Source organism: Halomonas ventosae, assembly GCF_004363555.1.
Classification (GTDB): Bacteria; Pseudomonadota; Gammaproteobacteria; order Pseudomonadales; family Halomonadaceae; genus Halomonas; species Halomonas ventosae.
Genome location: NZ_SNZJ01000009.1, coordinates 39361 through 62577, shown reverse-complemented (window position 1 = coordinate 62577; position 23217 = coordinate 39361). Strand labels below are relative to the sequence as shown.

The following is a 23217-nucleotide window of genomic DNA, read 5'->3' as shown; positions in this document are numbered from 1 at the left end:
AGAGGGAGCCGGGGGCGGGACGGCATCAGGGGGTGAGCCCGCAGGCGACGATGACCCGCGCCAGCCCCTCACGCTCGGCCTCGGGAGTGAACAGCGGCGCACGCGCCAGCACCTGGCGGCGCAGGCCCTCGACGAAGGCCGGCTCGGTCTCGGCGCGGCGCAGCAGGTCGCCAAGCGCCGCGGTATCGGCGACCGGGAAGTAGCCGACATAGTCCTCGCCCAGCAGGCCGCGGTTGCCCGGGATGTCGGAGGCCAGCACCGGCAGGCCCGCCACGCAGGCCTCGCTGACCACGTTGGCGCCCCCCTCCATGCGCGAGCTGATCACCATCAGCCGGGCCCGGGCCATCCACCGTCGCACCCGCCAGCGAGGCTGGTCACCCAGCCAGCGGTAGCGGGGGTTGCCCGCCATCTCGTCACGGGCCGCCCTGGCCCAGGCCTCGTCCAGGGCACCGCCCAGCTGGATGACCCGCAGCCGCGAGTCCGCCGGCAGGTCGCGCACCGCAAGCGCCGCGCGCAGCGGGTCCTTCTCCTCGCGCAGGTGGCCCGCCACCAGCACGTCCAGATGCCGGCGACCCGGCCGCGGGGCATGCGGAGGTAGCGGCTGCGCCGACTGGTGGACGACCTGCAGCCGCGACAGGAAACGCGGGGGAAGGTCCTCGGCCAGGCGGTCATGCAGGCCGACCAGGGCATCCGCCGCCGCCAGGCTCTCCTCGAACGCCTCGGGATGACTGTGCTGGAAGCGATAGACGTCGGTGCCCGTCAGCACCACCACCAGGGGGCAGCCCGGGAAGGCCCGGCGAGCGGTGCGGATGGCCCTATGGCTGCGCCAGGCATGCAGCGCCATCACCAGGTCGGGCGGCTGGCCGGCGATCTGCCAACGGTCGGTGTCCTCCTCGGCGCCGGCGATCCGCACCCGGCAGCCCAGCGTCCGCAGCAGGCCCGCCCAGCGGGTCGCCGTGGCGCGGTTGCCGGCTCGTGAGCCTCGACCCGCCGGGCTGATCAGGGCTACCTTCAATGCCATGGTCTCTCCTCGAGGAAGTCAGCATGCCCTCTTCACCTCTCGGCACACCACCGACGCCGCCGCGGGCCGCCGATGAGCTGGCGGCGATGCTCGTCGATGCCCGCACCCGCAGCCTGGCGCTGATGCAGGACATCCTCGAGGCCCGCGAGCTGGGCCCGCGCCTGGCGATCGTCAACCCGCCGCTGTGGGAGCTCGGCCACCTGGGCTTCTTCCACGACCATTTCGCCCTGCGCGGCCTCCATGGCCTGCCCGACTACCAGCTCGCCGGCGCCGACCGGCTGTTCGATTCGAGCAGCATCGCCCACGACGACCGTTGGGCGCTACCGCTGCCCTCCCGCGACGAGACCCTGGACTACCTCTCGCGGGTACAGCAGGCGATGCTCGAGCGCCTGCCCGACGGCACCGCGAGCGCCGCCCAGAGCTATGTCTACCAGCTCACCACCCTGCACGAGGACATGCACGGCGAGGCCTTCCTCTATACCCGCCAGACGCTGGGCGACCCGGCCCCGGACCTGGGCACCCCACTGCCGGGCCAGCGTCCCGCTCCCGCCTCGAACGGCCCCCTGCCCGGCGATGTGGCCATCCCCGGCGGGCGCCACCGGCTGGGCTCCGACGAGGCCGTGCCCTTCCGCTTCGACAACGAGAAGCCGCCCCTGGAGGTCGAGGTGGCGCCCTTCTCGATCGCCAGGGCGCCGGTCACCAACGCAGAGTACGCCGCCTTCATCGAGGACGGCGGCTACGCGCGGCGCGAGCTGTGGAGCGAGGCCGGGTGGCAGTGGCGCGAGCACCAGGCGCTGCAGGGGCCGATCTACTGGCGCCGCGACACCGATGGCCACTGGGAGGAGCGCTGCTTCGACCGCTGGCGGCCGCTGGCTTCCCACCAGCCGGTCGTGCACGTCGGCTGGCACGAGGCCGAGGCCTGGTGCCGCTGGGCCGGGCGACGCCTGCCCAGCGAGGCGGAATGGGAGGTCGCCGCCAGCCGGGCGCCGTCACCCGACGGGGGCTCGCTCGCCCCCGGCAAGCGACGCTTCCCCTGGGGCGAGTCACCGCCGGATGCCGCCCGCGCCAACCTCGACGCCTGGCGCCTGGGCCGGCTCGACGTGGCGGCGCTGCCCGAGGGCGACAGCGCCTTCGGCTGCCGGCAGATGCTGGGCAACGTCTGGGAGTGGACGGCCTCGCCCTTCGCGCCCTTCCCGGGTTTCGAACCCGAGCTCTACCGCGACTACTCGGCCCCCTGGTTCCGGGAGGGGCGCTACGTGCTGCGCGGCGGCGCCTGGGCCACCCGCTCGCGGCTGGCCCACAACGGCTACCGCAACTTCTTCACGCCGGACCGCCAGGACATCCTGGCCGGCTTTCGCACCTGCGCCCGTTGAGGGCCCCGCCCTGGGGGTTCAGGACCTGCGCGGCCTATGCGTCGGCTGACACCCGTGTCCCCGCCCTTCCCTCGAGGATGGAGACGGCATCGACCAGCCGGCCGATGCCGCTGATACCACCAGTTTCGGCAAAGTCACAGGCGGCCGCCAGCTTGGGTCCCATGGAACCGGCCGGCAGGGCCATCTCCCGGGCCTGGACAACCGTCAGTTCGTGAACCGGGGTCGCGGCGTCCGTGCCGTAATCCCGGTACACCGCCTCCACATCGGTCAGCAGCAGCAGGGCGTCGGCGCCCAGCTGGCGCGCCAGCAGCGCGCTGGCAGCGTCCTTGTCGATGACCGCCTCCACGCCGATCATGCTGCCATCCTCCCGGCGCAGGACCGGGATCCCGCCGCCCCCGGTGCAGACCACCACCACGCCCTGGGCGAGCAGCAGCTGCAGCACCCGCAGGTCCGGGATCTCCAGCGGCGTCGGCGACGGCACGACCCGACGCCACTTGTCGCCGTCCCGGGCGATCTGCCAGCCGGCCGCCGCCGCGCGACGCTCGGCCTCGTCCCGTTCGTAGACCGGCCCGACGAACTTGGTGGGATGGGCAAAGGCGGGATCCCGGGGATCCACCACCACCTGGGTCAGCAGGGTGGCCACCGGGCGGTCATGGTCGAGCGCGTTCTCCAGCTCCTGCTCGATCATGTAGCCGATCATGCCCTCGGTCTCGGCGCCCAGCACGTCCAGCGGATAGGCCTCGTCCGGCCGATAGGCCGCGCCCTGCAGCGCCAGCAGGCCCACCTGGGGGCCGTTGCCATGGGTGATCACCAAGCGATGCCCGGCGCGCACGATCTCGGCCAGCGCGCGGACCGCCACCTGCACGTTCGCCCGCTGCGCCGCGGCCGTCAGCGGCTCCCCGCGCTTCAGGAGGGCGTTGCCGCCCAGTGCCGCCACCACCAGCATGTCAGCCTCCCAGGATCGCGACGAGAATCACACCGGGGGCCGGATGCCGGCTCTCGATACCATATGCCATGCGGCTTCCCTCCCCTCTCAGACAGGATCACGACGGGTCGGGCAGCTCATGCAGCGCCCGCCGCCGCGTCCCCTTCCCAGCTCGGCGCCGGGAATGGCCAGCACCTCGATACCCGCCGCCTCGAGCGCCGCATTGGTGTCATCGTTGCGGTCATAGCCGACGACGACACCGGGGCTCAACGCCAGCACGTTGTTGCCGTCGTTCCACTGTTCGCGCTCGCGTTCCTCCGGGGTGTCGCCGCCGGTGGGCACCACCTCCAGCGCCGGGTAGCCCAGGATGTCCGCGACAATGTCGAACAGCCGGCGCGGGTCCCGCCGGAACGCCAGGGTCCTGCCGCCCTCGCCGGGACGCAGGTCATAGCAGACCACCGCCTCCGCGACCTCCCTGAAAGCGGTCACCACGTTGCCGCCACAGAAGGTAAAGACCGTGTCCAGGTGCATGGCCGAGCGGGACCGGGGGAGCTGGCAGGCGACCACCCGCTCGGCCGTGCCGCTGTCGAACAGCGCCTTCGCCAGCTGGCCGATGGCCTGGGGCGAGGAGCGCTCGCCCATGCCCACCAGCACCGTGCCGTGCCCCACCGGCATGACATCCCCGCCCTCGAGGGTGGCGAGGCCGTGGTCCGCCAGGGGATCCCCCCAGTGCACCTTCACCCGGCCCGCGAAGGCCGGATGGAAGCGATAGACCGCCGCCATCAGCAGGGTTTCGGGCTGGCGGGCGGCCCAGCGCATGGGATTGAGGGTGACCCCGCCATGGATCCAGGCGCTGCTGTCGCGGGTGAAGAGGAAGTTGGGCAGGGGCGGCAGCACGAAGCCGGCATGCCCCAGGTGGTTGCCGAACAGCCCCACCGGCTCGAACGGCAGGTCCCTCACCCCCAGCCCGCCGACCAGGAACCCGGCCAGGGCATCGCCCGGCAGCTCGTCCAGCCAGGCGCGCAGGTCGGACACCATCCCCACCCCGATGTGGTTCCAGGTGATCCGGTGGTCCAGCACCCAGGCGCGGGCTTCCGTGATATCGAGGGTCTCGGCCAGCAGGTCGTTGACGTCGAGCACCTCCACGCCCTTGTCCCGCATCACGCCCGCAAGGACGTCATGATCCTGCTGGGCCTGCTTGACCCAGAAGACGTCGTCGAACAGCAGGGCATGGCAGTTGGAAGGCGTCAGCCGCCGATGGGCCAGGCCCGGACGGCAGACGATCACCTGCCGCAGGGTGCCGGTCTCGGAATGCACGCCCAGTTCGGGCAGGACCCCCCCGATGGGCTCGGGCATGGTGGCCTCCGTGTCGCCGGGCATCGCGACAGGCACCGGTAGCGGCCGGCGCCTGCCGTGACGAAGCATAGCCCATGCCGCCGGGCGCGATGCCGGCGGCCGGGAAGGGTCACTCCGGCAGGTCGGTCACCGCCCCGGTGGAGGCCGAGCTCACCGTGCGCGCGTACTTCGACAGCACCCCCCGCGCATAGCGCGGCTCGGGCTGGCGCCAGGCGGCGCGGCGGCGCATCAGCTCCTCGTCGGAGAGGTCGACGTCGATGGTATCGGCCTCGGCATCGATGGTGATCAGGTCGCCATCCTCCACCAGCGCCAGGGGGCCGCCGTCGAAGGCCTCGGGGGTCACGTGACCTACCACGAAGCCATGGCTGCCGCCGGAGAAGCGCCCGTCGGTGATCAGCGCCACCTCGCTGCCGAGCCCCCGGCCCATGATCGCCGAGGTCGGGGTGAGCATCTCGCGCATGCCGGGCCCGCCCCGGGGCCCCTCGTAGCGGATCACCACCACGTCGCCGGCCACCACGGTGCCGTCATTGATGCGTGCCTGGGCCTCCTCCTCGGAGCCGAACACCCTGGCGGAGCCTGCGAAGCGCGTGCCCTCCTTGCCGGTGATCTTGGCCACCGCCCCTTCCGGCGCCAGGTTGCCGTGCAGGATGCGCAGGTGGCTCTCGGCCTTCACCGGGCGATCCATCGGCGCGATGATCTGCTGGTCATCGGGATAGGGGGCGACATCGGCCAGGTTCTCGGCAAGCGTCTGGCCGGTCACCGTCAGGCAGTCGCCGTGGAGAAGGCCGGCCTCGAGCAGGGTCTTCATCAGCGGCTGGATGCCACCGATCGCCACCAGCTCGCTCATCATGTAGTGGCCGCTGGGGCGCAGGTCGGCGACCACCGGCACGCGGCGGCCGATCTCGGTGAAGTCGGCAAGCGAGAGCTCCACGCCGATGGTGCTGGCCATGGCGATCAGGTGCAGCACCGCATTGGTGGAGCCACCCAGGGCGATCACCACGGTGATGGCGTTCTCGAAGGCCCGGCGGGTCATGATGTCGGAGGGCTTGATGTCGCGCTCGAGCAGCTCGAGCACCGCCGCGCCGGCCGCCTTGCAGTCGTCGCGCTTGGCCTGGGAGACCGCGTTCTGCGCCGAGCTGCCGGGCAGGCTCATGCCCAGCGCCTCGATGGCCGAGGCCATGGTGTTGGCGGTGTACATTCCGCCGCAGGAGCCGGGACCGGGGATCGCCGTCTCCTCGATCTGCTTCACCTCGATCAGGTCCAGGTCACCGCGGCTGTAGGCGCCCATGGCCTCGAACACCGAGACGATGTCGGTATGGCCGGTGCCGGGCAGGATGGTGCCGCCGTAGACGAAGACGCTCGGCCTGTTCAGCCGCGCCAGCCCCATCATGCAGCCCGGCATGTTCTTGTCGCAGCCACCGATGGCCACCAGGCCGTCGAAGCCCTCGCAGCCGGCCACCGTCTCGATGGAGTCGGCGATCACCTCCCGCGACACCAGCGAGTACTTCATGCCCTCGGTGCCGTTGGCGATGCCATCGGAGATGGTGATGGTGTTGAAGATCACCCCCTTGCCGCCGGCCCCGTCGGCCCCGTCGCTGGCCCGGCGGGCCAGCTCGTCGATATGGCTGTTGCAGGGGGTGAGGTTGCTCCAGGTGGAGGCGATGCCCACCTGGGGCTTGGCGAAATCCTCGTCGGTGAAGCCCACCGCACGCAGCATGGCGCGGCTGGCGGACTTGCCGACTCCGTCTACCACCTCGGCGGAATGGCGGCGGCGGGGATCCTTCGGCGTATCGGACATGGCAGGGCTCCTGTGAAGATGGCGTGACCTCCAGAGGGTGGACCGCAAGTCATGTGGCTGTCCATATTGCCAGCAGGTCCATCTATCGCTGCGCTAGAATCTATCGAGCACAGCAAGACGGAAAACACCATGCCACATGCTCTTCGCTCACCAGAATCCGAGCACGACTACGACGCCCTGGTCGCGGCACTCGATGAGTTGCTGGAGCTGATCGGGGATGACGAGGAACACCCACTGGCGAGCCTCGCCTCCCATATGGGTGACCTCATCGAGGAGTACGACGACACTCACCGCCCGATGCCGGAGGTGAGAGGCGCCGACATGCTCCGCCACCTGATGCAGTGGCATGGCCTCGACCAGTCGAGCCTGCCGGAGGTCGGCACCCAGTCGGTGATCTCCGAGATCCTCAATGGCAAGCGACGGCTGAACGTCCGCCAGATCAAGGCACTGACCCAGCGCTTCGGACTACCCGCCGATCTCTTTCTCGACTGACTCGATATCTCAACGCGTAGAAGAGCCGGGTCGCCACCCGGCCACCAGCAGGCTGACCAGGGTGGAGGCGAGCAGCGCGCCCAGGAAGGGCGGCAGGGTCGGGATGCTGCCGGGGAAGCTCGCCGCCAGCACGCCCGCCGCGAGGCTGCCCTGGGCGACCCAGCCCGGCAGGATGGCGCCGAGCATGCCTGCCACCCCGCCGGCCACCGCGGCCAGGGGGCTCATCCGCGACCAGAGGCCCAGCAGCACCGGCACCACGATGGCCGCACAGAGCAGGTCGGCGATCAGGAACAGCCGCAGCACCGAAAGCCCCTGCAGCGCCACGACCACCACCGGCACCATCAGCGCCACCGTGACCCAGCGTGCCGCACCGAGGGAGAGCCCGCGCCGGCCGGAACCCGCCACCACCAGCGAGGCGAGGCCGTTCTGCAGGGTATCCACGCTGGAGGCGACCAGGGTCACCGCCAGCACCAGCGCCGGCAGGGCCAGCCAGCCCGGCGCCTCGGCGAGCAGCGCGAAGAAGGGGATCGGCGGCTCGCCCAGCGCCACGCCGGCCATGGCCGCCAGCATGCCGAGGCCGCCCACCACCATCACCACCAGCACGGTGATGCCGCCGCCCAGCCAGGCGCCGCGACCCAGGGCGCGGTCGTCGCGCGCCGCCCAGACGCGCTGCCAGTAGCCCTGGTGGAAGAGGTTGGCCGCGGTGACCGCGATCACCAGGGTCAGCGCCACGGCGAGGGCGCTGCCGGTGGGGATCGAGGGCAGCGCGGCGTCCACCGGCATCTCGGGCAGGCGCGTGAGCGCCACGCCACCGACCAGGGCCAGCAGCGCGATCAGCAGCCAGGCCTGCCAGCGGTCGGTGGCGAGGCTCGCCCGCAGGCCGCCCACCGCCGTGTAGAGCAACGTGGAAACCGCCACGCCGATGACCACCAGCGCCGGCGGCACCTCCGAGAGCAGCGCAGTGATGGCACCGATGGCCGTCAGCTCTGCGGCCAGGAAGCAGGCCATGTACAGCACCGAGACCAGCGACACCCAGCGCCGTACCCCGGCGCCGTAGCAGGCCTCGGCGAACTCGCCGATGCTGCGCCCCTCCGGCAGGTGGCGGCGGATCGCCGGCCCGTAGAGCCCGAGCACGATGAACGGCAGCGCCGAACCGACGGCATAGCCGGCCAGCGCCAGCGGGCCGACGAAGGCGCCGATCTCGGGGGGCACGAAGAGGATCCAGGCGCCCATCCCCGAGGCCAGGAAGGAGAGGCCCAGCGACTGGGCCCCCTGGGAGTTGCGCGCGGTGACGTAGTCATCGAGGGGGCCATCGGCCCGGCGGGCCCTGAGGCCCAGGAACGCAAAGCACAGCAGCGCCGCGCCGAGCACGGCAGACGTCAGGTAGGGCATGTCGCACTTCCTCCGCCGGTGTGAACCGGATCAGGTTCCAGGGTCAGCGCCATGCGCTCTCTCAGCCCCGGCCGATGCTCTCGGCGGCGGGACTCCCCTGGCGACAAGTGAATGGATTGTGGGATCGCGCCTCGCATCCTGGCCTGGCGGGGCGATCGAGGGACATCATAGCGCCGACCTCCCCTGGCGACCACCCGGGCCCGGTTCCCGTGGGCTTGCCGGCGGCGCCAGGCAACAGGCCCCGGCGGTCTCTCGCGAAGGTCCCTCTCGGCGATGACGGAACTCCCTCTCCTCGATGACGGTCGCAGGGCGAGTCCATGGATCATGGACGCCTTGCCATTCGCATCACCGACATCATCCACGTGTAGCCAGGGAGGAAACGCATGCACAGATCGATCCGAAGAACACTGCTGGCCTTGCTCGGCGCCGGGCTGCTGGGGAGTGCCGCCCAGGCGGCCGAGACCACCACCTATGGCTGGGTCGAGAAGGGCACCATCGAGCCGTGGGGCACGGAGGTCAAGGTGAAGCTCGACACCGGCGCCCTGACGTCGTCGATGCAGGCCGAGGAGATCGAGGCGTTCGAGCGCGACGGCGAGGACTGGGTACGATTCACCACCGAGGTGGAGGACGAGGCGACGAACGAGGTCGTCTCGAAGACCTTCGAGCGGCCAGTGTTTCGCGACCTGCGGGTGAGGGGTGCCGGCGGGGTGGAGAGCCGGCCCGTGGTGCTGATGACGCTCTGCATGGGAGAGACGCTTCGCGAGGAGCAGTTCAGCCTGGAGGATCGCGACGACATGAACTACCCGGTATTGCTCGGGCGACGCACGATCCAGGACCTGGGCAGTGTCGAGACGACCCGCACCTTCATGCATGAGCCCGAATGCAACGATGATTCGCCCGTCAAGTCACACTCCGGGAAGGAGTATGACGAGGATATCGGCGTATGACGGGCCCCGCCGGGGCTATCGCCGCCGATCATGACGCCTGACACCCGATGCCAAACAGGAGCCCATCGTGACAGTCAAGACACGCACGCTTTCCTGGCTAATGCTGCTGGGACTTCTCCTTGTCGCTTCCCAGCCTGCCCTGGCGCAACAGCGCCTGCCGGACTTCACCGAGCTGGTGGAGGACGCCGCCCCGTCGGTCGTCAATATCTCGACGACCCGGACGGTCGAGCGACAGGCTCCCCCCACCGGCCAGTTCGGCGGCCAGGAGATCCCCGAGATCTTTCGGCACTTCTTCGGTGACCGCATCCCCATGCCCCCCGGCGGCGGCCGAGGCCAGGGCAACCAGGAGCGCCGCTCGCTGGGCTCGGGCTTCATCTTCGATGAAGACGGCTACATCATGACCAATGCCCATGTGGTCAAGGAGGCCGACGAGATCCTGGTGCGCCTCAACGACCGGCGCGAACTCGAGGCCGAACTGGTGGGTACCGATGACAAGACCGATGTCGCCGTGCTCAAGGTCGATGCCGACGACCTTCCCACCCTCGAGATGGGCGAATCGGGAGACCTTGAGGTGGGCCAGTGGGTCGCCGCCATCGGCTCCCCCTTCGGCTTCGATCATTCCGTGACGGCCGGCATCATCAGTGCCATCAACCGCACCCTGCCCCAGGATGTCTATGTGCCCTTCATCCAGACCGACGTGGCCATCAACCCGGGCAACTCCGGTGGGCCACTGTTCAACCTGGAAGGGGAGGTGATCGGCGTCAACGCCCAGATCCTGACGCGCAGCGGCGGGTACATGGGGCTCTCCTTCGCCATCCCGATCGATGTGGCCCTGGATGTCGCCGACCAGCTGCGCAATGAGGGGTACGTCAGCCGCGGCTGGCTCGGCGTCCGGATCCAGCCGGTTTCCCCGGACCTGGCAAGCTCCTTCGGGATGGACCAGGCCGAAGGCGCCCTGATCGCGGACCTGGCCCCCGACGGCCCGGCGGCCGAAGGCGGGCTCCAGGCGGGCGACATCATCCTGGAAGCCAATGGCCAGGAGGTCGACCACTCCACCACGCTGCCCAGGCTGATCGGCGCCGTGGCCCCCGGCGAGGAGGTCGAGCTGCTGGTGCTGCGTGAAGGCGAGCGGCAGTCGATCACCGTGGAGGTTGGCGAGTGGCCGAACGCGGGTGCCGACCAGGCCGGCAACGAGAGCGAACCGGCCCGCCTCGGCATCGCGGCACAGCCCTTGAGCGACGCAGAGCGCCAACAGCTCGGACTCGACCATGGCGTGCGCATCGCCGATGTCGACCCCACCGGACGCGCGGCAGCCGCCGGGATCCGCCCCGGCGATGTGCTGGTGAGCATCGGGCAGCAGCAGGTGGAGAGCCCGGAACAGCTGGCCGATATCGTCGCCGACCTGCCGGAAGGCCAGGCGATCCCGGTACGGCTCTACCGGGATGGCAACTCCTACTTCGTGGCCTTGAGCCTCGGCGGTGACTGACCCCAGAGCTCACTCATTGCCATGACTCAGCGCCCCGGAGGTAACACCGCCGGGGCGCTGATTTACGTAGCCCCGGTCATTCCGCCTTACTTCTCCCGCGGCACCCGTCCCATCAGGTAGAACTCCTCGTTGGGGGGCGTGCCGGTCAGGGTGACCAGGCGGTTGGAGAGGCCGAAGAAGGCGGTGATGGCGCCGATGTCCCAGATGTCGTCGTGGGTGAACCCGGCCGTTTTCAGGCGGGCCTCCCACTCGTCGGTGAGCTCTCCCACCTCCAGGCCGCAGTAGAGGGCGAAGTCCAACATGGTGCGATGCCGCTCGCTGATCGGCGCGGTGCGATGATTGGTCGCTACCTGGTCGGCGAGCAGCGGGTCCTTGCTGTAGATCCGCACCAGGGCGCCGTGGGCCACCACGCAGTAGAGGCAGCGGTTGCGGGCGCTGGTGGCAACCACGATCATCTCCTTCTCGGCCTTGGTGAGCGTATCGGATTCCCGCTCCATCAAGGCATCGTGGTAGGCGAAGAAGGCGCGAAACTCGGCCGGCCGGTGGGCCAGCATCAGGAAGACGTTGGGCACGAAGCCGGCCTTCTCCTGCACCGCCAGCATGGCATCGCGGACGTCATCGGGCAGATCGTGGATCGATTCGGGAACGGGGAAGCGGCTGATCGGGGCGGACATGGAGGCTCCAGGTGTTGTGGTTGTTGGCGATGACACCAAGATAGCAGTTAACGTCAACGTCAACATGGCTGCCAAAGTCGCATGGCCCTGACCTTGGGTTCGCTACGCCGGGCGCGCCTCCTCGAAGAGCTCGGCAGGCATGGGGTACTCCAGCTCCCAGGTCATGGCGATGGGGCGATCGCCGTGATAGCTCTTAAGCGCTTTGGCTGGACCAAGGAAGACAAATGGCGCCGTCTCACCCTCGATGCGCTTGGTGAGGCGAGCGAAGAAGAGAATCGTGTAGCCGCGCTCCTCGAAGTGAAGGTAGTTCTGCCCCGTTGCACTGGCCTGACTGGTGTTCGACTGGCTCTCCCAATGCAGTAGCGTGCGACTGATGGGATAGTCTCGATAGCGCGTGGTAGGAGAGAAGTCGGTGTCATCTTTTTGAAAGGTTACCAGATGGATATAGGCACGAATGTCCTTTGCATGGATCACCCCCACGCCGGTGGCACCCGGCTTTTCCAAGCTCGCTATCCCAAGTGCCGCCTTGATCTCTGGCAAACCGTAGGCGCCATGCAGGAGTAGCCCGCAGTCGAAAGGCAGCTCACTCAGCCGTTGCAGAGGCACCTGTTGATGAGCCCGCCGCCAGGCGGCGATCTCGGCGGCATCGGCCGCTACACTGGGATTGTCACGCCATTTCTGCAGCGACTCTTCAAGGTTATTCACGCCCACGAGACCGCCCTTCCGGCCCCACAGCAGATAGTGCAGCGCCGTTTGCTGTGCCACGTCGTAGCGCCCCAACGCCTCCTGAACCGTCCCATCTTGACCGCCAATGTCCTCGATAGCTCTCAAGAGCACTGGATCGCTACGCAAAGCGATACGCGGTAGAGCCTTGCGGGCCTGATCGAGGTCCGGATCCGCAGGGAGTGGGTTGCGGTCGGCTATTGCCTTCCACTCCGACCAACTCTTGCGCGACAGCACCTGTACCGGGGACAGTCCCGTCACCTCCAGGAAACGCCCAAACGTCAGTGGCTGCCCTACTTCCTCTGGCCAAGTGCGCAGGGTCTCGGGGATAAACTGATTGAGGTCGCTGAGCACCGCGCGAATCTTGCTTAGCACTCGCTCCCGAGCGACCCGTTCAAGCTGAATACTGCAGCCAGGCGGCAGGCTGGGGAAGTCGGCTTCTACCTCACGATCAAGTCGCTGCCGCTGGCCGGATAGCAGTGCAGTGAACTTGGTATCCAGGCGATAGCGGCGATGGGTCTGCCCCACGAAGTCCAAGACGGTGAGGCACTCCTTGCCTGGCGCATGACGCAGCCCACGTCCCAGTTGCTGCAGAAATACCGTCAGGCTCTCGGTGGGGCGTAGGAACATCACCAGGTTGATATCCGGAACATCCACCCCTTCACTGAGCACATCCACGGTGAACAGAAAGGGCAGTCTTCCGTCACGAAACTCCCGCAGCCGCTCGGCGCGGATCTCCGCTGGCGTATCACCGACCAGGACCGCGGCTCGGTACTCACTGCCCAACTGATTGAAACACTCGGCCATATACTCGGCGTGGCGAAGGCCGGCGCAGAACCCTACCGCACGGATGCCGTGCAGATCGGGCTGGTAACGCTCCAGCGCCTGCAGGACGGTGTCGACCCGCTGCTTGGCACGAAAGTCATCGCCGGTTAGAAGATTCTCCAGCTGACGGACGTCATAGCGGCCGTTGCGCCACAGCGAGTCATCACTGAGGTCGACGCTATCGCTGACCCCGAAGTAGTGGAAGGGGCATAGCAGCTTCTCCTCGAGGGCCTCGGGCAGGCGAATCTCCGCGGCGAAGTCGCCATCGAAGTCCGGCAGGATGCTGCTACCGTCCATACGTTCGGGCGTCGCCGTCAGCCCCAGCAGAACGGCAGGGTTTAGCTCCTCGAGCAGCGCCCGATAGCTGCTAGCGGTCTCATGATGAGCCTCATCGATCACCACATACTGGAAATGCTCCCGGCCCGAGGTCTCCCAAGGGCGGTGGCGATTCAGGGTTTGCACCGAGGCAAACAGGTGACGATGCTCTGTCGGGACATGCCCGCCTACCCAGAGCTCACCGAAGTTCTGGTCACGCAGCACGGTGCGGTAGCAGGACTGAGCCTGCTCCAGGATCTCCTTGCGATGCGCGACGAAGAGCAGGGGCACCTGGCTGCCTTCACGCTCACAGAGTCGCCGATAATCCAGCGCCGAGATCACCGTCTTGCCGGTTCCGGTCGCCGCCACCACCAGGTTGCGAAACGAGCCGCGCTGCCGGGCGGCATCGATGGCTTCCAGAATTCGTAGTTGGAACGGCCGCGGCGTGATTTCGGCGAAAAATGTCGCCCCACCCCGGCCGCGCTCCTTGTGCGCGGCGATGGCCTGTCGAAAGCGCGTGAAATCCTCCGGGGTATAGTGCTCGAACTCGTCGCTCTCCCAATAAGCGGAGAACTCCGCCTCGAAGCGCTCAAGGATATGTGCCATATCCTGAGCGGTAACCTTGACGGTCCACTCCAGCCCTTGGGTCATCGCCGAGTGGGACATGTTCGCTGAGCCGATATAGGCCGTGGAGTAACCACTCTCACGCCGAAAGTGATAAGCCTTGGCATGCAATCGAGTACCACCGGTGTCGTAGGAGACACGTACGGTGACGTTAGGCTGCCGGGACAGCCACTCCAGTGCCGTCGGATCGCTGGCACCCATGTAGCTGGTGGAGATCAGGCGAACCGGCACGCCTCTCTCGGCCAAGCGCTCGAAGGCGGGCATCAACAACCGGAGGCCGGACCACTTAATGAACGAGACCAGAACATCAACGCTATCTGCCGTCGCCATTTCCGCGCGCAGCTCATGCTCCAGGGGCGGGTCATGTCCCAGCCCCGTGAACAGTGCGCTGGTAGAAAGCGGCGTATACGGGCGGGGTAATGATTCGCGGCTTCGCCTTATCTCAGTAAGAATCGGCTTATCGGTGCTGAGCAGCTGCTTACGAGTCAGGTAGTCGAGGCCATCGGTGGCTGACACCAGCTCAATAATGCGGTTCAAAAGAGGAAGACGCTGCTCAGATGCGACGCTCCTCAGCGCTTGATGAAGTAGCTGGCCGAGAAACTGAGAGTAAGCGTGAGGTGCCGTTTCATCATCGAGCGAGCGAAGCACCGGTTTCAGTTCGGGATACGCCTCCAACTGTGCCTGCAGCTCTTCATCGAGCAACCGCTCGTAAAGGCCTTCGGGAAGCTTGTCCATGCCCTTCTTCTCCCTTGCGTGTCCGACGAGAGACAGCAGTGGAAACATCCACCCACTACAGTCGCTCCCGAGGATGCCATCGCTGCAAAGATTGGTACCTCATAGTAATGGATCCAACCGCCCGATTTCTTTATCGCACCGCCACTATCGCATCCAAGTCGCAACATGACGAATTACTGAAACGCTGGAACCGCTCCAGAACAAAGGGCGAGGGACTCAAAGCAAGATGCCCCGCCTCCAATCGGAGCCAGGGCACCGTATGCGAACGTTAGGTTACAGGTGGCCAACTTCCTTCGGCGTAGCCCCCAGCCTGCTCAGGCAACGGAGAGATAGCGCTCCTGGAGATCGGGGTTCTCGCGCAGCTCGGCGGTGGTGCCGGCGTAGGCGACCTGCCCCTTCTGGAGGATGAAAGCCTTGCTGGCATGGCGCAGGGCGAAGGGCACGCTCTGGTCGGTGAAGAGGATGGTGGTGGTGCTCGCCAGGTCGTCGATCAGCTCGCCGATCTGGTGGACGATGACCGGGGCCAGCCCCTCGTTGGGCTCGTCGAGCAGCAGCAGGCGCGGCTCGGTGACCAGGGCCCGGGCGATCGCCAGCATCTGCTGCTGCCCGCCCGAGAGGGTGGCGCCGTCCTGGTGGCGCAGCTCCGCGAGCATCGGGTAGGTGTCGAGCACCCGCTCCGGGGTCCAGCGGCGCTCGCCCCGGTGGCCGGGCTGCATCGCCACCTCCAGGTTCTCGTAGACGCTGAGCCCGGGGAAGATGCGCCGGTCCTCCGGCACCAGGGCGATGCCGAGCCGGGCGATGCGGTGGGCGGGCAGCCCGCGGATGTCCCGGCCCTCGAACAGCACCCTGCCCTGCCGCGGCGGCGTGACCCCCATGATGCTCTTGAGCGTGGTGCTCTTCCCGGCGCCGTTGCGGCCCAGCAGGCAGACGACCTCCCCGGCCTCGACCTCCAGGCTCACGCCCTGCAGCGCATGGCTCTCGCCGTAGTAGGTGTGGATATCCTCGACCTTGAGCATCAGGATGCCGCCTCCTCTTCTTCCTCGCCGAGATAGGCGCGCTTCACCTCGGGGTCGTTGCGGATCTCCTCCGGCGTGCCCTCCGCCAGCCGCTGGCCGCGGTGCATCACCAGGATGCGGTCGGCAATCCCGAACACCACGCTCATGTCATGCTCGGTGACCAGGAAGGTGTAGTCGCCGGAGTCGGCGAGCCTGCGGATCAGCTGGGTGACGTGGCGGGTCTCCTCCGGGGTCATGCCCGCCGTGGGCTCGTCGAGCAGCACCAGCCGCGGGCGGGTCGCCAGCACGATGGCGATCTCGAGCAGGCGCTTGTCGCCGTAGCTGAGCACCCCGGCACGCTGATCCGCCAGGGCCTCGAGCCCCAGCCGCTCGAGCAGGGCGTAGGCCTCGTCGATGATCTCGCGGTCGCGCGAGGCCAGGCGCAGCATCGCGAGCGCCTTGCCGTGGAAGGCGGTGAGCGCGACCTCGACGTTCTGGCGTACCGTGAGCTCCTGGAAGATGTTGGTGATCTGGAAGGAGCGGGAGATGCCGAGCCGGCTGATGCGGTGCGGCGGCAGGCCGGTGATCTCCTCGCCGTCATAGTGGATGCTCCCCGAGGTCGGCGTCATGCGCCCCGAGATCATGTTGTAGAAGGTCGTCTTGCCCGCGCCGTTGGGCCCGATCAGCGCCACGGTCTCGCGCGGGCGCACGTCGAGGGAGACCCCGTCCACGGCATGCACGCCGCCGAAGGTCTTGGTGAGGTCGCGGATCGAGAGCAGTGGTTCGGTCATCGTCTCAGCACCCGGTCGAGCACGGTCCCGAGGATACCGCGGCGGAAGAACATCACCATCAGCGCCAGGATGATGCCGAGGACCAGCATCCAGTGGTCGGTGTAGCTGGTGATCCAGGTCTCCAGCAGCACGAACACCATGGCGCCGAAGAAGGGCCCCAGGAAGTAGGCCGAGCCGCCGAGGATGGTCATCAGCACCGCCTCCGCGGAGTGGCTCCAGTGGATCATGTCGGGGCTCGCCACCCGGTTGAAGGGCGCGAAGAGCCCGCCGGCCAGCCCCGCGAAGAGCCCCGCCACGATGAAGGCGATCAGCCGGAAGCGCCGCTCGTTGAGCCCGCAGAAGGCGACCCGCTCCGGGTTCTCGCTGATGGCCTTGAGGATCAGGCCGAAGGGCGAGCGCGTGACGAGGTAGAGCAGTGCCGCGGCCAGCACCACCACCACCAGCACCACGTAGTAGTAGACCAGGGGGTTGGCGAGCTGCAGGTCGAGCCCGAGGCCGAACTCGGTGAGGGGAAAGCCCGTGATGCCGTCGCTGCCGTTGGTCACGCTGCGCCACTGGTGGGCCACGGAGAACACCATCATGCCGAACGCCAGGGTCAGCATGGCGAAGTAGACCTCGTTGAGCCGCACGCAGAAGAAGCCGATCACCGCGGCCAGCAGCATCGAGGTCAGCATCGCCGCCAGCAGGGTCCACACCAGCGGCACCTGCAGGTGGAGCAGCAGCATGGCGGTGGTGTAGGACCCCATCCCGAAGAAGGCCGCATGGCCGAAGGAGAGCATCCCGGTGTAGCCGAACACCAGATTGAAGCTGGCCGCGAAGAGTCCCATGATCAGGATCTCGGTGGCGACGAAGATGTAGAAGTAGGAGACGCCATAGGGCAGCAGGAAGAGCGCGGCCAGCACCAGCGCCAGCAGCCCGGCGATCAGCAGTCGTGTGGTCATGCGCTCGCCCCCTTGCCCATCAGCCCCTGGGGCTTGAGCAGCAGCACCAGCGCCATGCCGATGTAGGGCAGCACCAGGTTGATCTCGGGCAGGAAGCGCCCGCCGAAGCCGTGGATGCCGCCCAGCACCAGGGCGCCCAGCAGGGTGCCGGGGAAGCTTCCGAGCCCGCCGATCACCACCACGATGAACGACTCGATGATGATCTTCTCGCCCATCGCCGGCCCGATGGCCCGCATGGGTGCGGCCACCACGCCCCCCACCGCAGCGATCCAGGCGCCGAAGGCGAACACCCCGGTGATCACCAGCGGCACGTTGATCCCCAGGGTCTGGGCCATCTCCCGGTCCAGCGCCGCGGCGCGGACGATGCGCCCCAGGCGGGTGCGGGTGAAGAGCAACCACAGGCCCAGCATCATGGCGAGCCCCACGGCGATCACGAAGAGGCCGTAGAGGGGGTAGTTCACGCCGAACACCGAGACGGTCCCGGCGAGCAGCGCCGGCGGGTTCACCACCTGGATGGAGGGCCCCCAGATCATCCGCACGGACTCGTCGATGATCAGCAGCAGGGCGAAGGTGAGCAGCAGGCTGTCGGTGATGTGGCGGTCATAGACCGTGCGCAGCATCAGCCGCTCGATGGCGACCGCCACCACCGCCACCAGCAGCGGGGCTACCACCAGCGCCAGCCAGAAGGAGAGCCCCAGCAACCCCATCGCGGTATAGGCGAAATAGGCGCCCAGCATGTAGAGGGCGCCGTGGGCGAAGTTGATGACGTTGAGCACGCCGAAGATGATGTTGAGGCCGACGGCGATGACGAACAGCAGCAGCGCGATGTCGAGGCTGTTGAGCAGCGCGGCAATGAAGCTCTGCATCGTGGACTCCCGGATGGGTCGGGCCGGCCGCCCGGGAGGGGCGGCCGGCAGGCGGTGTCAGAGCGAGCAGCCGGTCTCCGACACGTCGGGCGTCACGAGGTCGCCGTCGAAGGTCTTCATCGGGTCGAGCATGCGCACGCCGTACTCGTCGCTGACCTCGGCGGTCTGTCCCCAGGTCGGGCCGACCACGGCCTGGTGGTCCCCCTCGCGGAAGGTGAGCGGGCCGTTGGGGGCCTGGAAGGTCAGGCCGGAGAGCGCATCGGTGATCGCCTCGGGATCGGTGGAGCCGGCCTCCTCGATGGCGGCCTTGTAGGCATAGATGCCGGCATAGGCGCCCTGGGCGTTGTAGCTCGGCGGGTTGCCGAAGCGCTCCATGTAGGCGCTGACGAAGGCGTCGTTGGTGGCGTTCTCGTGGGCCGCGAACCAGTAGCGGGTGCCGACCCAGATCCCCTCGGGCATGTCCTCGCCCAGGGCGGACATCACCTCGGTGGCCCCGCCCAGGGTCATCAGCACCTCGAAGTCCTGCTCGAAGAAGCCGAGGTTGTTGGCCTGGCGGATGAAGTTGACCAGGTCGCCGCCCCACAGCGAGACCAGCACGCCCTCGGGCTCGGCATCCATGACGTTGTTGATGAAGGGGGTGAAGTCCTCGTTGCCGAAGCGCGGGAAGGCCGTGCGCTCCATCAGCTCCACCTCGGGGTCGAGCTCCTTGAGGTAGTCGCCGAAGAACTCCCAGGACTGGTGGCCGAAGGCGTAGTCCGGCCCGATGGTCGTCCAGCGCCGGGCGCCGGTCTCGGCGGCGATCTCGGCGGCCGCCCGGGTGTTCTGGCTGATGTTGACGCTCAGCCGGTAGGTGTAGCGGTTGCAGAGCTTGCCGGTGACGTCCGGGGTGGCGGCGTGGGTGATGATGAAGGGCCGCTTCAGCTCGGGCACCACCGGGACGACGCCCGTGGCCACGCCGGAGCTGTCCAGGCCCATCAGGCCGTGCACCTGCTCGGAGTAGACCAGCTTGCGGGCGGCCTGGATGGCGGCATCGGCCTTGATCTGGCTGTCCTCGAGCACGAACTCGACCTGGCGGTCGAGGATGCCCCCCGCCTCGTTGATCTCGTCCACGGCGAGCTGCATGCCCTGCTGGGCGAACTGGCCATAGACCGAGGGGGAGCCGGACATGATGTAGATGGCGCCGATGCGGACCGGCTCCTGGGCGGTGGCGCTCCCCGCCACGCCGAGCCCGAGGGCCAGGCACACGGCGGTGCACAGCCGCCGGGGCCGGGGAATGGTGCGAGTCTGGTTCGACATGCTCTCCACCTCTTGTCTTGTCTTGTCTTGTCGTTGTGGTTGACGGTCGGGTGAGCTCGCCACCCGAGGGGCGGCGGTCCATATCCTATAGGTATGACGTCATGCCCCTGTCAAACGGCCTGCCCGCCCTTCCCTCAACGCAGGCCCCGCAACGACGGCGGCCCCGCCTCTCTCGAGACGGGGCCGCCGACAGCCCTTAAGCGGGCGGGGATCAGCTCAGCGAGATGGTGCTGTTGATGCCGCTGGAGACGTTCTCCGGCTCGAACCAGCGCGCGGTGACGGTCTTGGTCTGGGTCCAGAAGGCGATGGCCTGCTTGCCGTTGGGGCCCAGGTCACCGAGCTTGGAGGCGCGGGAGCCGGTGAAGCTGAAGTAGGCGACCGGCACCGGGATCGGCACGTTGATGCCCACCTGGCCGACGTCGATGTCGGACTCGAAGCGGCGCGCCACCCAGCCGGAGTTGGTGAAGATGGAGGTGCCGTTGCCGTTGGGGTTGGCGTTGATGAAGGCGATCGCCTCATCCAGGGTGTCGACGCTCACCACGCAGAGCACCGGGCCGAAGATCTCCTCGCGATAGATGGTCATCTCGGGGGTCACGTCGGCGAACAGGGTCGGGCCGACGAAGTTGCCGTCCGGATAGCCCTCCACCTGGCAGCCGCGGCCGTCGACCAGCAGCTTCGCGCCCTCCTTCTCGCCGGCGGCGATCAGCCGCTCCACGCGCTCCTTGGCCTGGGGAGAGACCAGCGGGCCGAGGTCGGCGTCAGTCTGGGTGCCGGGACCGACCTTCATGCTGCGGGTGCCCTCGACGATGTCGTCCAGCCACTCGCGGGCCTCGCCCACCAGCACCACCACGGAGTTGGCCATGCAGCGCTGACCGGCGGCACCGTAGGCGGAGCCCAGCAGGTTGTTGATCGCCTGGCTGCGGTTGGCGTCGGGCATGACCACGCAGTGGTTCTTGGCGCCCATCATCGACTGCATGCGCTTGCCGGCGGCCGCGGCGCGGTTGTAGAGCAGCGAGCCCACATGGGTGGAGCCGATGAAGGAGAGCGCCTTGATGTCGGTATGGTCGGCAATCTGGTTGGCCACGTCCGGGCCGCCATGCACCACGTTGAGCACGCCAGCCGGCACCCCGGCCTCGTGGGCCAGCTCGACCAGGCGCATGGTGGAACTCGGGTCCTGCTCGGAGGGCTTGAGCACGAAGGTGTTGCCGGTGGCGATGGCCAGCGGGAACATGAAGCAGGGCAGCATGATCGGGAAGTTGAAGGCAGTGATGCCGGCGCCCACGCCCAGCGGCTGGTTGAGGGTGTAGACGTCCACCTCGCTGGCGGCGTTCTCGGCCAGCTCGCCCAGCTGCAGGGATGTGATCGAACAGGCGTGCTCCACCACCTCCAGGCCGCGGCCCACCTCACCGGCGGCGTCGGGCAGGGTCTTGCCATGCTCCTCGGTGATCAGCGCGGCCAGCTCGTCGGTGTTGTCACGGATCAGCGCCTGCAGCTTGAGCATGATGCGCATGCGCTTGGCCAGCGGCACCTTGCGCCAGGTCTTGAAGGCCTCCTTGGCGCTGGCCACGGCCTGCTCGACCTCCTCGGCGGTGCAGAACGGCACCCGCGCCACCACTTCCTGGGTGGCCGGGTTGACCACGTCGCGCCACTCCTGGCTCTGGGACTGGACGGGCTGGCCTTCGATGTACATGGGAATCTCGCGAACGGACATGGTGGCATGCTCCTCTGGGCTGTTCCTGCCCCGCCGCGAGCCTGGCTTGTCGTTGTTCGGCCATCGTCAGGCACCGCGGCGGCGGGGATATTAGACTTTATGTGTATCTATACACGAACTGTGGTGACATCGAGTCTATACAGACGTCGGATGGCGTGACAACGGGCACTCGGGCACATTGCTTGTGCACCTATGCACAACCACACGGCCGCGGGAGACGCTCATGCTCGACTGGCAGGATATCCAGATCTTCCTCGAGGTGGCGCGCAGCGAGCGGCTCACCGACGCCGCCCGCCGGCTGGGGCTGGACCACTCCACCCTGTCGCGGCGCACCCGGCGCTTCGAGCAGGCGCTCAACACCCAGCTGTTCGAGCGCAGCACCCATGGCTACCACCTCACCGAGGCCGGCCAGCAGCTGCTCGCCCACGCCGAGGAGATGGCCCGCCACGCCTTCGAGGCCGGCGAGAGCCTCACCGACAAGAACCACCAGATCAGTGGCCAGATCCGCCTCGGCGTTACCGAGGGCTTCGGCACCTGGGTGATCGCCCCGCTGCTCTCGGCCTTCTGCGAACGCCATCCGGGCGTCACCCTGGACCTGCTCGCCCTGCCCCGCGTGGTCAACCTGAGCCGCCACGAGGCGGACCTGGCCATCACCGTGGAGCGCCCGGTGAGCCCGGGCCTGGTGATCTCGCGGCTCTGCGACTACCGGCTGCGCCTCTACGGCAGCGAGGGCTACCTCGCCCGCCATGGCAGGCCACAGCGGCTCGCCGAGCTGGGCGCGCACCGCCTGGTGGGCTACGTCGACGACCTGATTTTCAGCGAGCAGCTCAGCTATCTGGAGCCGCTGCTCGACCCGGCGGTAGTGGGCTACCCGGGCCCGCACTTCGCCATGCGCAGCACCAGCGTCACCACCCAGCACGCCGCCTGTCTGCACGGGGCGGGCCTCGCCGTGCTGCCCTGCTTCATGGCCGGCGCCTCGCCAGCGCTGGTGAACGTGCTGGAAGACGAGGTGGCGATCGACCGCCAGTTCTGGATCACCGCTCGCCAGGAGCAGCGCCGCCTGGCCCGGGTACGCCTGCTGTGGGACTTCCTGCGCGAGGCGCTGGAGACCAACCGCGCCTTCCTGATGGGCGAGGCGAAGGCGATGGTGATCCCCGAGGTCAGCCCCTCCTGAGCACATGCCACCGGGGTACCGGTGCGCGAACGCACGAGGACTTCGGGCACGAGCCACCGGCGGCTTGACGCAGGGCGAACCCGCCCGGACGGGACTATAGTGAGGGATGCCGGTGGGGGTCTCCTGGTCGGCAGTCGTCAGGCACGCCAGGCCGAGGCTCCCTGCGACGGCACCCCCGTATCCGACTACCACCCCAGGTGGAAGGAGGAGATCATGCATCCACACCGGACAGCCATGGGCGCCGCCTCTGCCCTGGTCGCCGCCCTGGCTTTCATGCCCCTGTTCGCCACCGGCGAGACGACCTCGATCCTGAAATCGACACTCGAGGGCCAGGAGGAGATGGAAGCCAACATCGTGCGCTTCGATGTAGGCGAGGACTGGGTGACGGACCGCCATATCCATCCGGGACACGTCTTCGTCTACGTGATCGAGGGGACCATCGAGGTCGATGTCGAGGGAGAAGAGCCCAGGCGCATTGCCGCCGGCGAGGGCTTCCAGGAACCCCCCGATCGCCCGATGGTCGCCAGGACCATGAGCAGCGATGGCGCCAGCTTCGTCGTCTTCCAGGTGGGCCCCAAGGGCGAGCCCATCATGGTATCCCAGCCCGAATGAGCTGACGCCATGGAAAAGTGGCGACAAAGGGACCGGTCGGGGCAAACCCCGATCGGTCCCTTTCTTACGGCGCCCCGGCCCGAGCGCCCTTGTCAGGCGAGGCAGCGCCGGCCTGGACGGCACGATAAAGATTCGCTATCGGCAT

General features: G+C 68.0%; 19 protein-coding genes and 1 riboswitch. Of the genes, 6 read left to right on the top strand and 13 right to left on the bottom strand.

Features of this window, described 5'->3' with window-relative positions:
- Positions 1–25: 25 nt before the first annotated feature.
- Positions 26–1021, bottom strand: a complete 996-nt coding sequence (senB, locus tag DFP85_RS09450; protein ID WP_208108484.1) for a selenoneine biosynthesis selenosugar synthase SenB — start codon at positions 1019–1021, stop codon at positions 26–28.
- Positions 1022–1044: 23 nt separating this feature from the next.
- On the opposite strand from senB, the gene senA reads away from it, so the two are divergent.
- Positions 1045–2394, top strand: coding sequence for a selenoneine synthase SenA (gene senA / locus DFP85_RS09445; protein ID WP_133636035.1), 1350 nt, complete (start codon positions 1045–1047; stop codon positions 2392–2394).
- 34 nt (positions 2395–2428) lie between these two features.
- Here senA and arcC read toward each other — a convergent pair whose 3' ends face one another.
- From arcC to ilvD, 3 genes are all read right to left on the bottom strand, one after another.
- Positions 2429–3340 carry a carbamate kinase gene (gene arcC, locus DFP85_RS09440; RefSeq protein WP_133636034.1) on the bottom strand — a complete coding sequence of 304 codons (912 nt, stop codon included), beginning with the start codon at positions 3338–3340 and terminating at the stop codon, positions 2429–2431.
- A gap of 87 nt (positions 3341–3427) precedes the next feature.
- Entirely contained in the window at positions 3428–4675 is a 1248-nt protein-coding gene (locus DFP85_RS09435; RefSeq protein ID WP_133636033.1) for an arginine deiminase, read from the bottom strand.
- A 109-nt stretch (positions 4676–4784) separates the two neighbouring features.
- Positions 4785–6473, bottom strand: a complete 1689-nt coding sequence (ilvD, locus tag DFP85_RS09430) for a dihydroxy-acid dehydratase (RefSeq protein ID WP_133636032.1) — start codon at positions 6471–6473, stop codon at positions 4785–4787.
- 129 nt (positions 6474–6602) lie between these two features.
- On the opposite strand from ilvD, the gene DFP85_RS09425 reads away from it, so the two are divergent.
- On the top strand, positions 6603–6965 hold the full coding sequence (locus tag DFP85_RS09425) for a helix-turn-helix domain-containing protein (protein WP_133636031.1): 363 nt from the start codon (positions 6603–6605) through the stop codon (positions 6963–6965).
- A gap of 9 nt (positions 6966–6974) precedes the next feature.
- Here DFP85_RS09425 and DFP85_RS09420 read toward each other — a convergent pair whose 3' ends face one another.
- Complete coding sequence (locus DFP85_RS09420) at positions 6975–8357, bottom strand: SLC5/6 family protein (RefSeq protein ID WP_133636030.1); 1383 nt, start codon at positions 8355–8357, stop codon at positions 6975–6977.
- A riboswitch (TPP riboswitch) is annotated at positions 8347–8466 on the bottom strand. (Overlaps the previous gene by 11 nt.)
- 274 nt (positions 8467–8740) lie before the next feature.
- Here DFP85_RS09420 and rloA3 point away from each other — a divergent pair.
- Positions 8741–9304 carry a retropepsin-like aspartic peptidase RloA3 gene (gene rloA3 / locus DFP85_RS09415; RefSeq protein WP_133636029.1) on the top strand — a complete coding sequence of 188 codons (564 nt, stop codon included), beginning with the start codon at positions 8741–8743 and terminating at the stop codon, positions 9302–9304.
- A 67-nt stretch (positions 9305–9371) separates the two neighbouring features.
- The gene (locus DFP85_RS09410; protein WP_279512930.1) at positions 9372–10790 is read left to right on the top strand and encodes a DegQ family serine endoprotease; all 1419 of its coding nucleotides are present in this window, start codon (positions 9372–9374) and stop codon (positions 10788–10790) included.
- Between the two features lie 86 nt (positions 10791–10876).
- Here the strand turns inward: DFP85_RS09410 and DFP85_RS09405 are convergent, their stop codons facing one another.
- From DFP85_RS09405 to DFP85_RS09370, 8 genes are all read right to left on the bottom strand, one after another.
- The gene (locus tag DFP85_RS09405; protein ID WP_133636028.1) at positions 10877–11464 is read right to left on the bottom strand and encodes a peroxidase-related enzyme; all 588 of its coding nucleotides are present in this window, start codon (positions 11462–11464) and stop codon (positions 10877–10879) included.
- A gap of 102 nt (positions 11465–11566) precedes the next feature.
- On the bottom strand, positions 11567–14686 hold the full coding sequence (locus DFP85_RS09400; protein ID WP_133636027.1) for a DEAD/DEAH box helicase: 3120 nt from the start codon (positions 14684–14686) through the stop codon (positions 11567–11569).
- Between the two features lie 314 nt (positions 14687–15000).
- A complete protein-coding gene (locus DFP85_RS09395) occupies positions 15001–15702 on the bottom strand; it encodes an ABC transporter ATP-binding protein (RefSeq protein ID WP_208108483.1) in 702 nt (233 codons plus the stop codon).
- Complete coding sequence (locus tag DFP85_RS09390) at positions 15702–16472, bottom strand: ABC transporter ATP-binding protein (protein ID WP_133636025.1); 771 nt, start codon at positions 16470–16472, stop codon at positions 15702–15704. Before DFP85_RS09390 ends, DFP85_RS09395 begins: the two co-directional genes overlap by 1 nt.
- Positions 16469–17413: a branched-chain amino acid ABC transporter permease gene (locus tag DFP85_RS09385; protein WP_133636024.1), complete on the bottom strand. Its 945-nt coding sequence runs from the start codon at positions 17411–17413 to the stop codon at positions 16469–16471. Before DFP85_RS09385 ends, DFP85_RS09390 begins: the two co-directional genes overlap by 4 nt.
- A complete protein-coding gene (locus DFP85_RS09380; protein ID WP_133636023.1) occupies positions 17410–18279 on the bottom strand; it encodes a branched-chain amino acid ABC transporter permease in 870 nt (289 codons plus the stop codon). The genes DFP85_RS09385 and DFP85_RS09380 overlap by 4 nt, the downstream gene beginning before the upstream one ends.
- A gap of 57 nt (positions 18280–18336) precedes the next feature.
- On the bottom strand, positions 18337–19575 hold the full coding sequence (locus DFP85_RS09375; protein WP_133636022.1) for an ABC transporter substrate-binding protein: 1239 nt from the start codon (positions 19573–19575) through the stop codon (positions 18337–18339).
- 211 nt (positions 19576–19786) lie between these two features.
- A complete protein-coding gene (locus DFP85_RS09370) occupies positions 19787–21286 on the bottom strand; it encodes a CoA-acylating methylmalonate-semialdehyde dehydrogenase (protein WP_133636021.1) in 1500 nt (499 codons plus the stop codon).
- A 223-nt stretch (positions 21287–21509) separates the two neighbouring features.
- On the opposite strand from DFP85_RS09370, the gene DFP85_RS09365 reads away from it, so the two are divergent.
- Together DFP85_RS09365 and DFP85_RS09360 are read left to right on the top strand one after the other, a co-directional pair.
- Positions 21510–22460: a LysR family transcriptional regulator gene (locus DFP85_RS09365; protein ID WP_133636020.1), complete on the top strand. Its 951-nt coding sequence runs from the start codon at positions 21510–21512 to the stop codon at positions 22458–22460.
- Between the two features lie 213 nt (positions 22461–22673).
- On the top strand, positions 22674–23072 hold the full coding sequence (locus DFP85_RS09360) for a cupin domain-containing protein (RefSeq protein WP_133636019.1): 399 nt from the start codon (positions 22674–22676) through the stop codon (positions 23070–23072).
- The last annotated feature ends 145 nt before the right edge of the window (positions 23073–23217 follow it).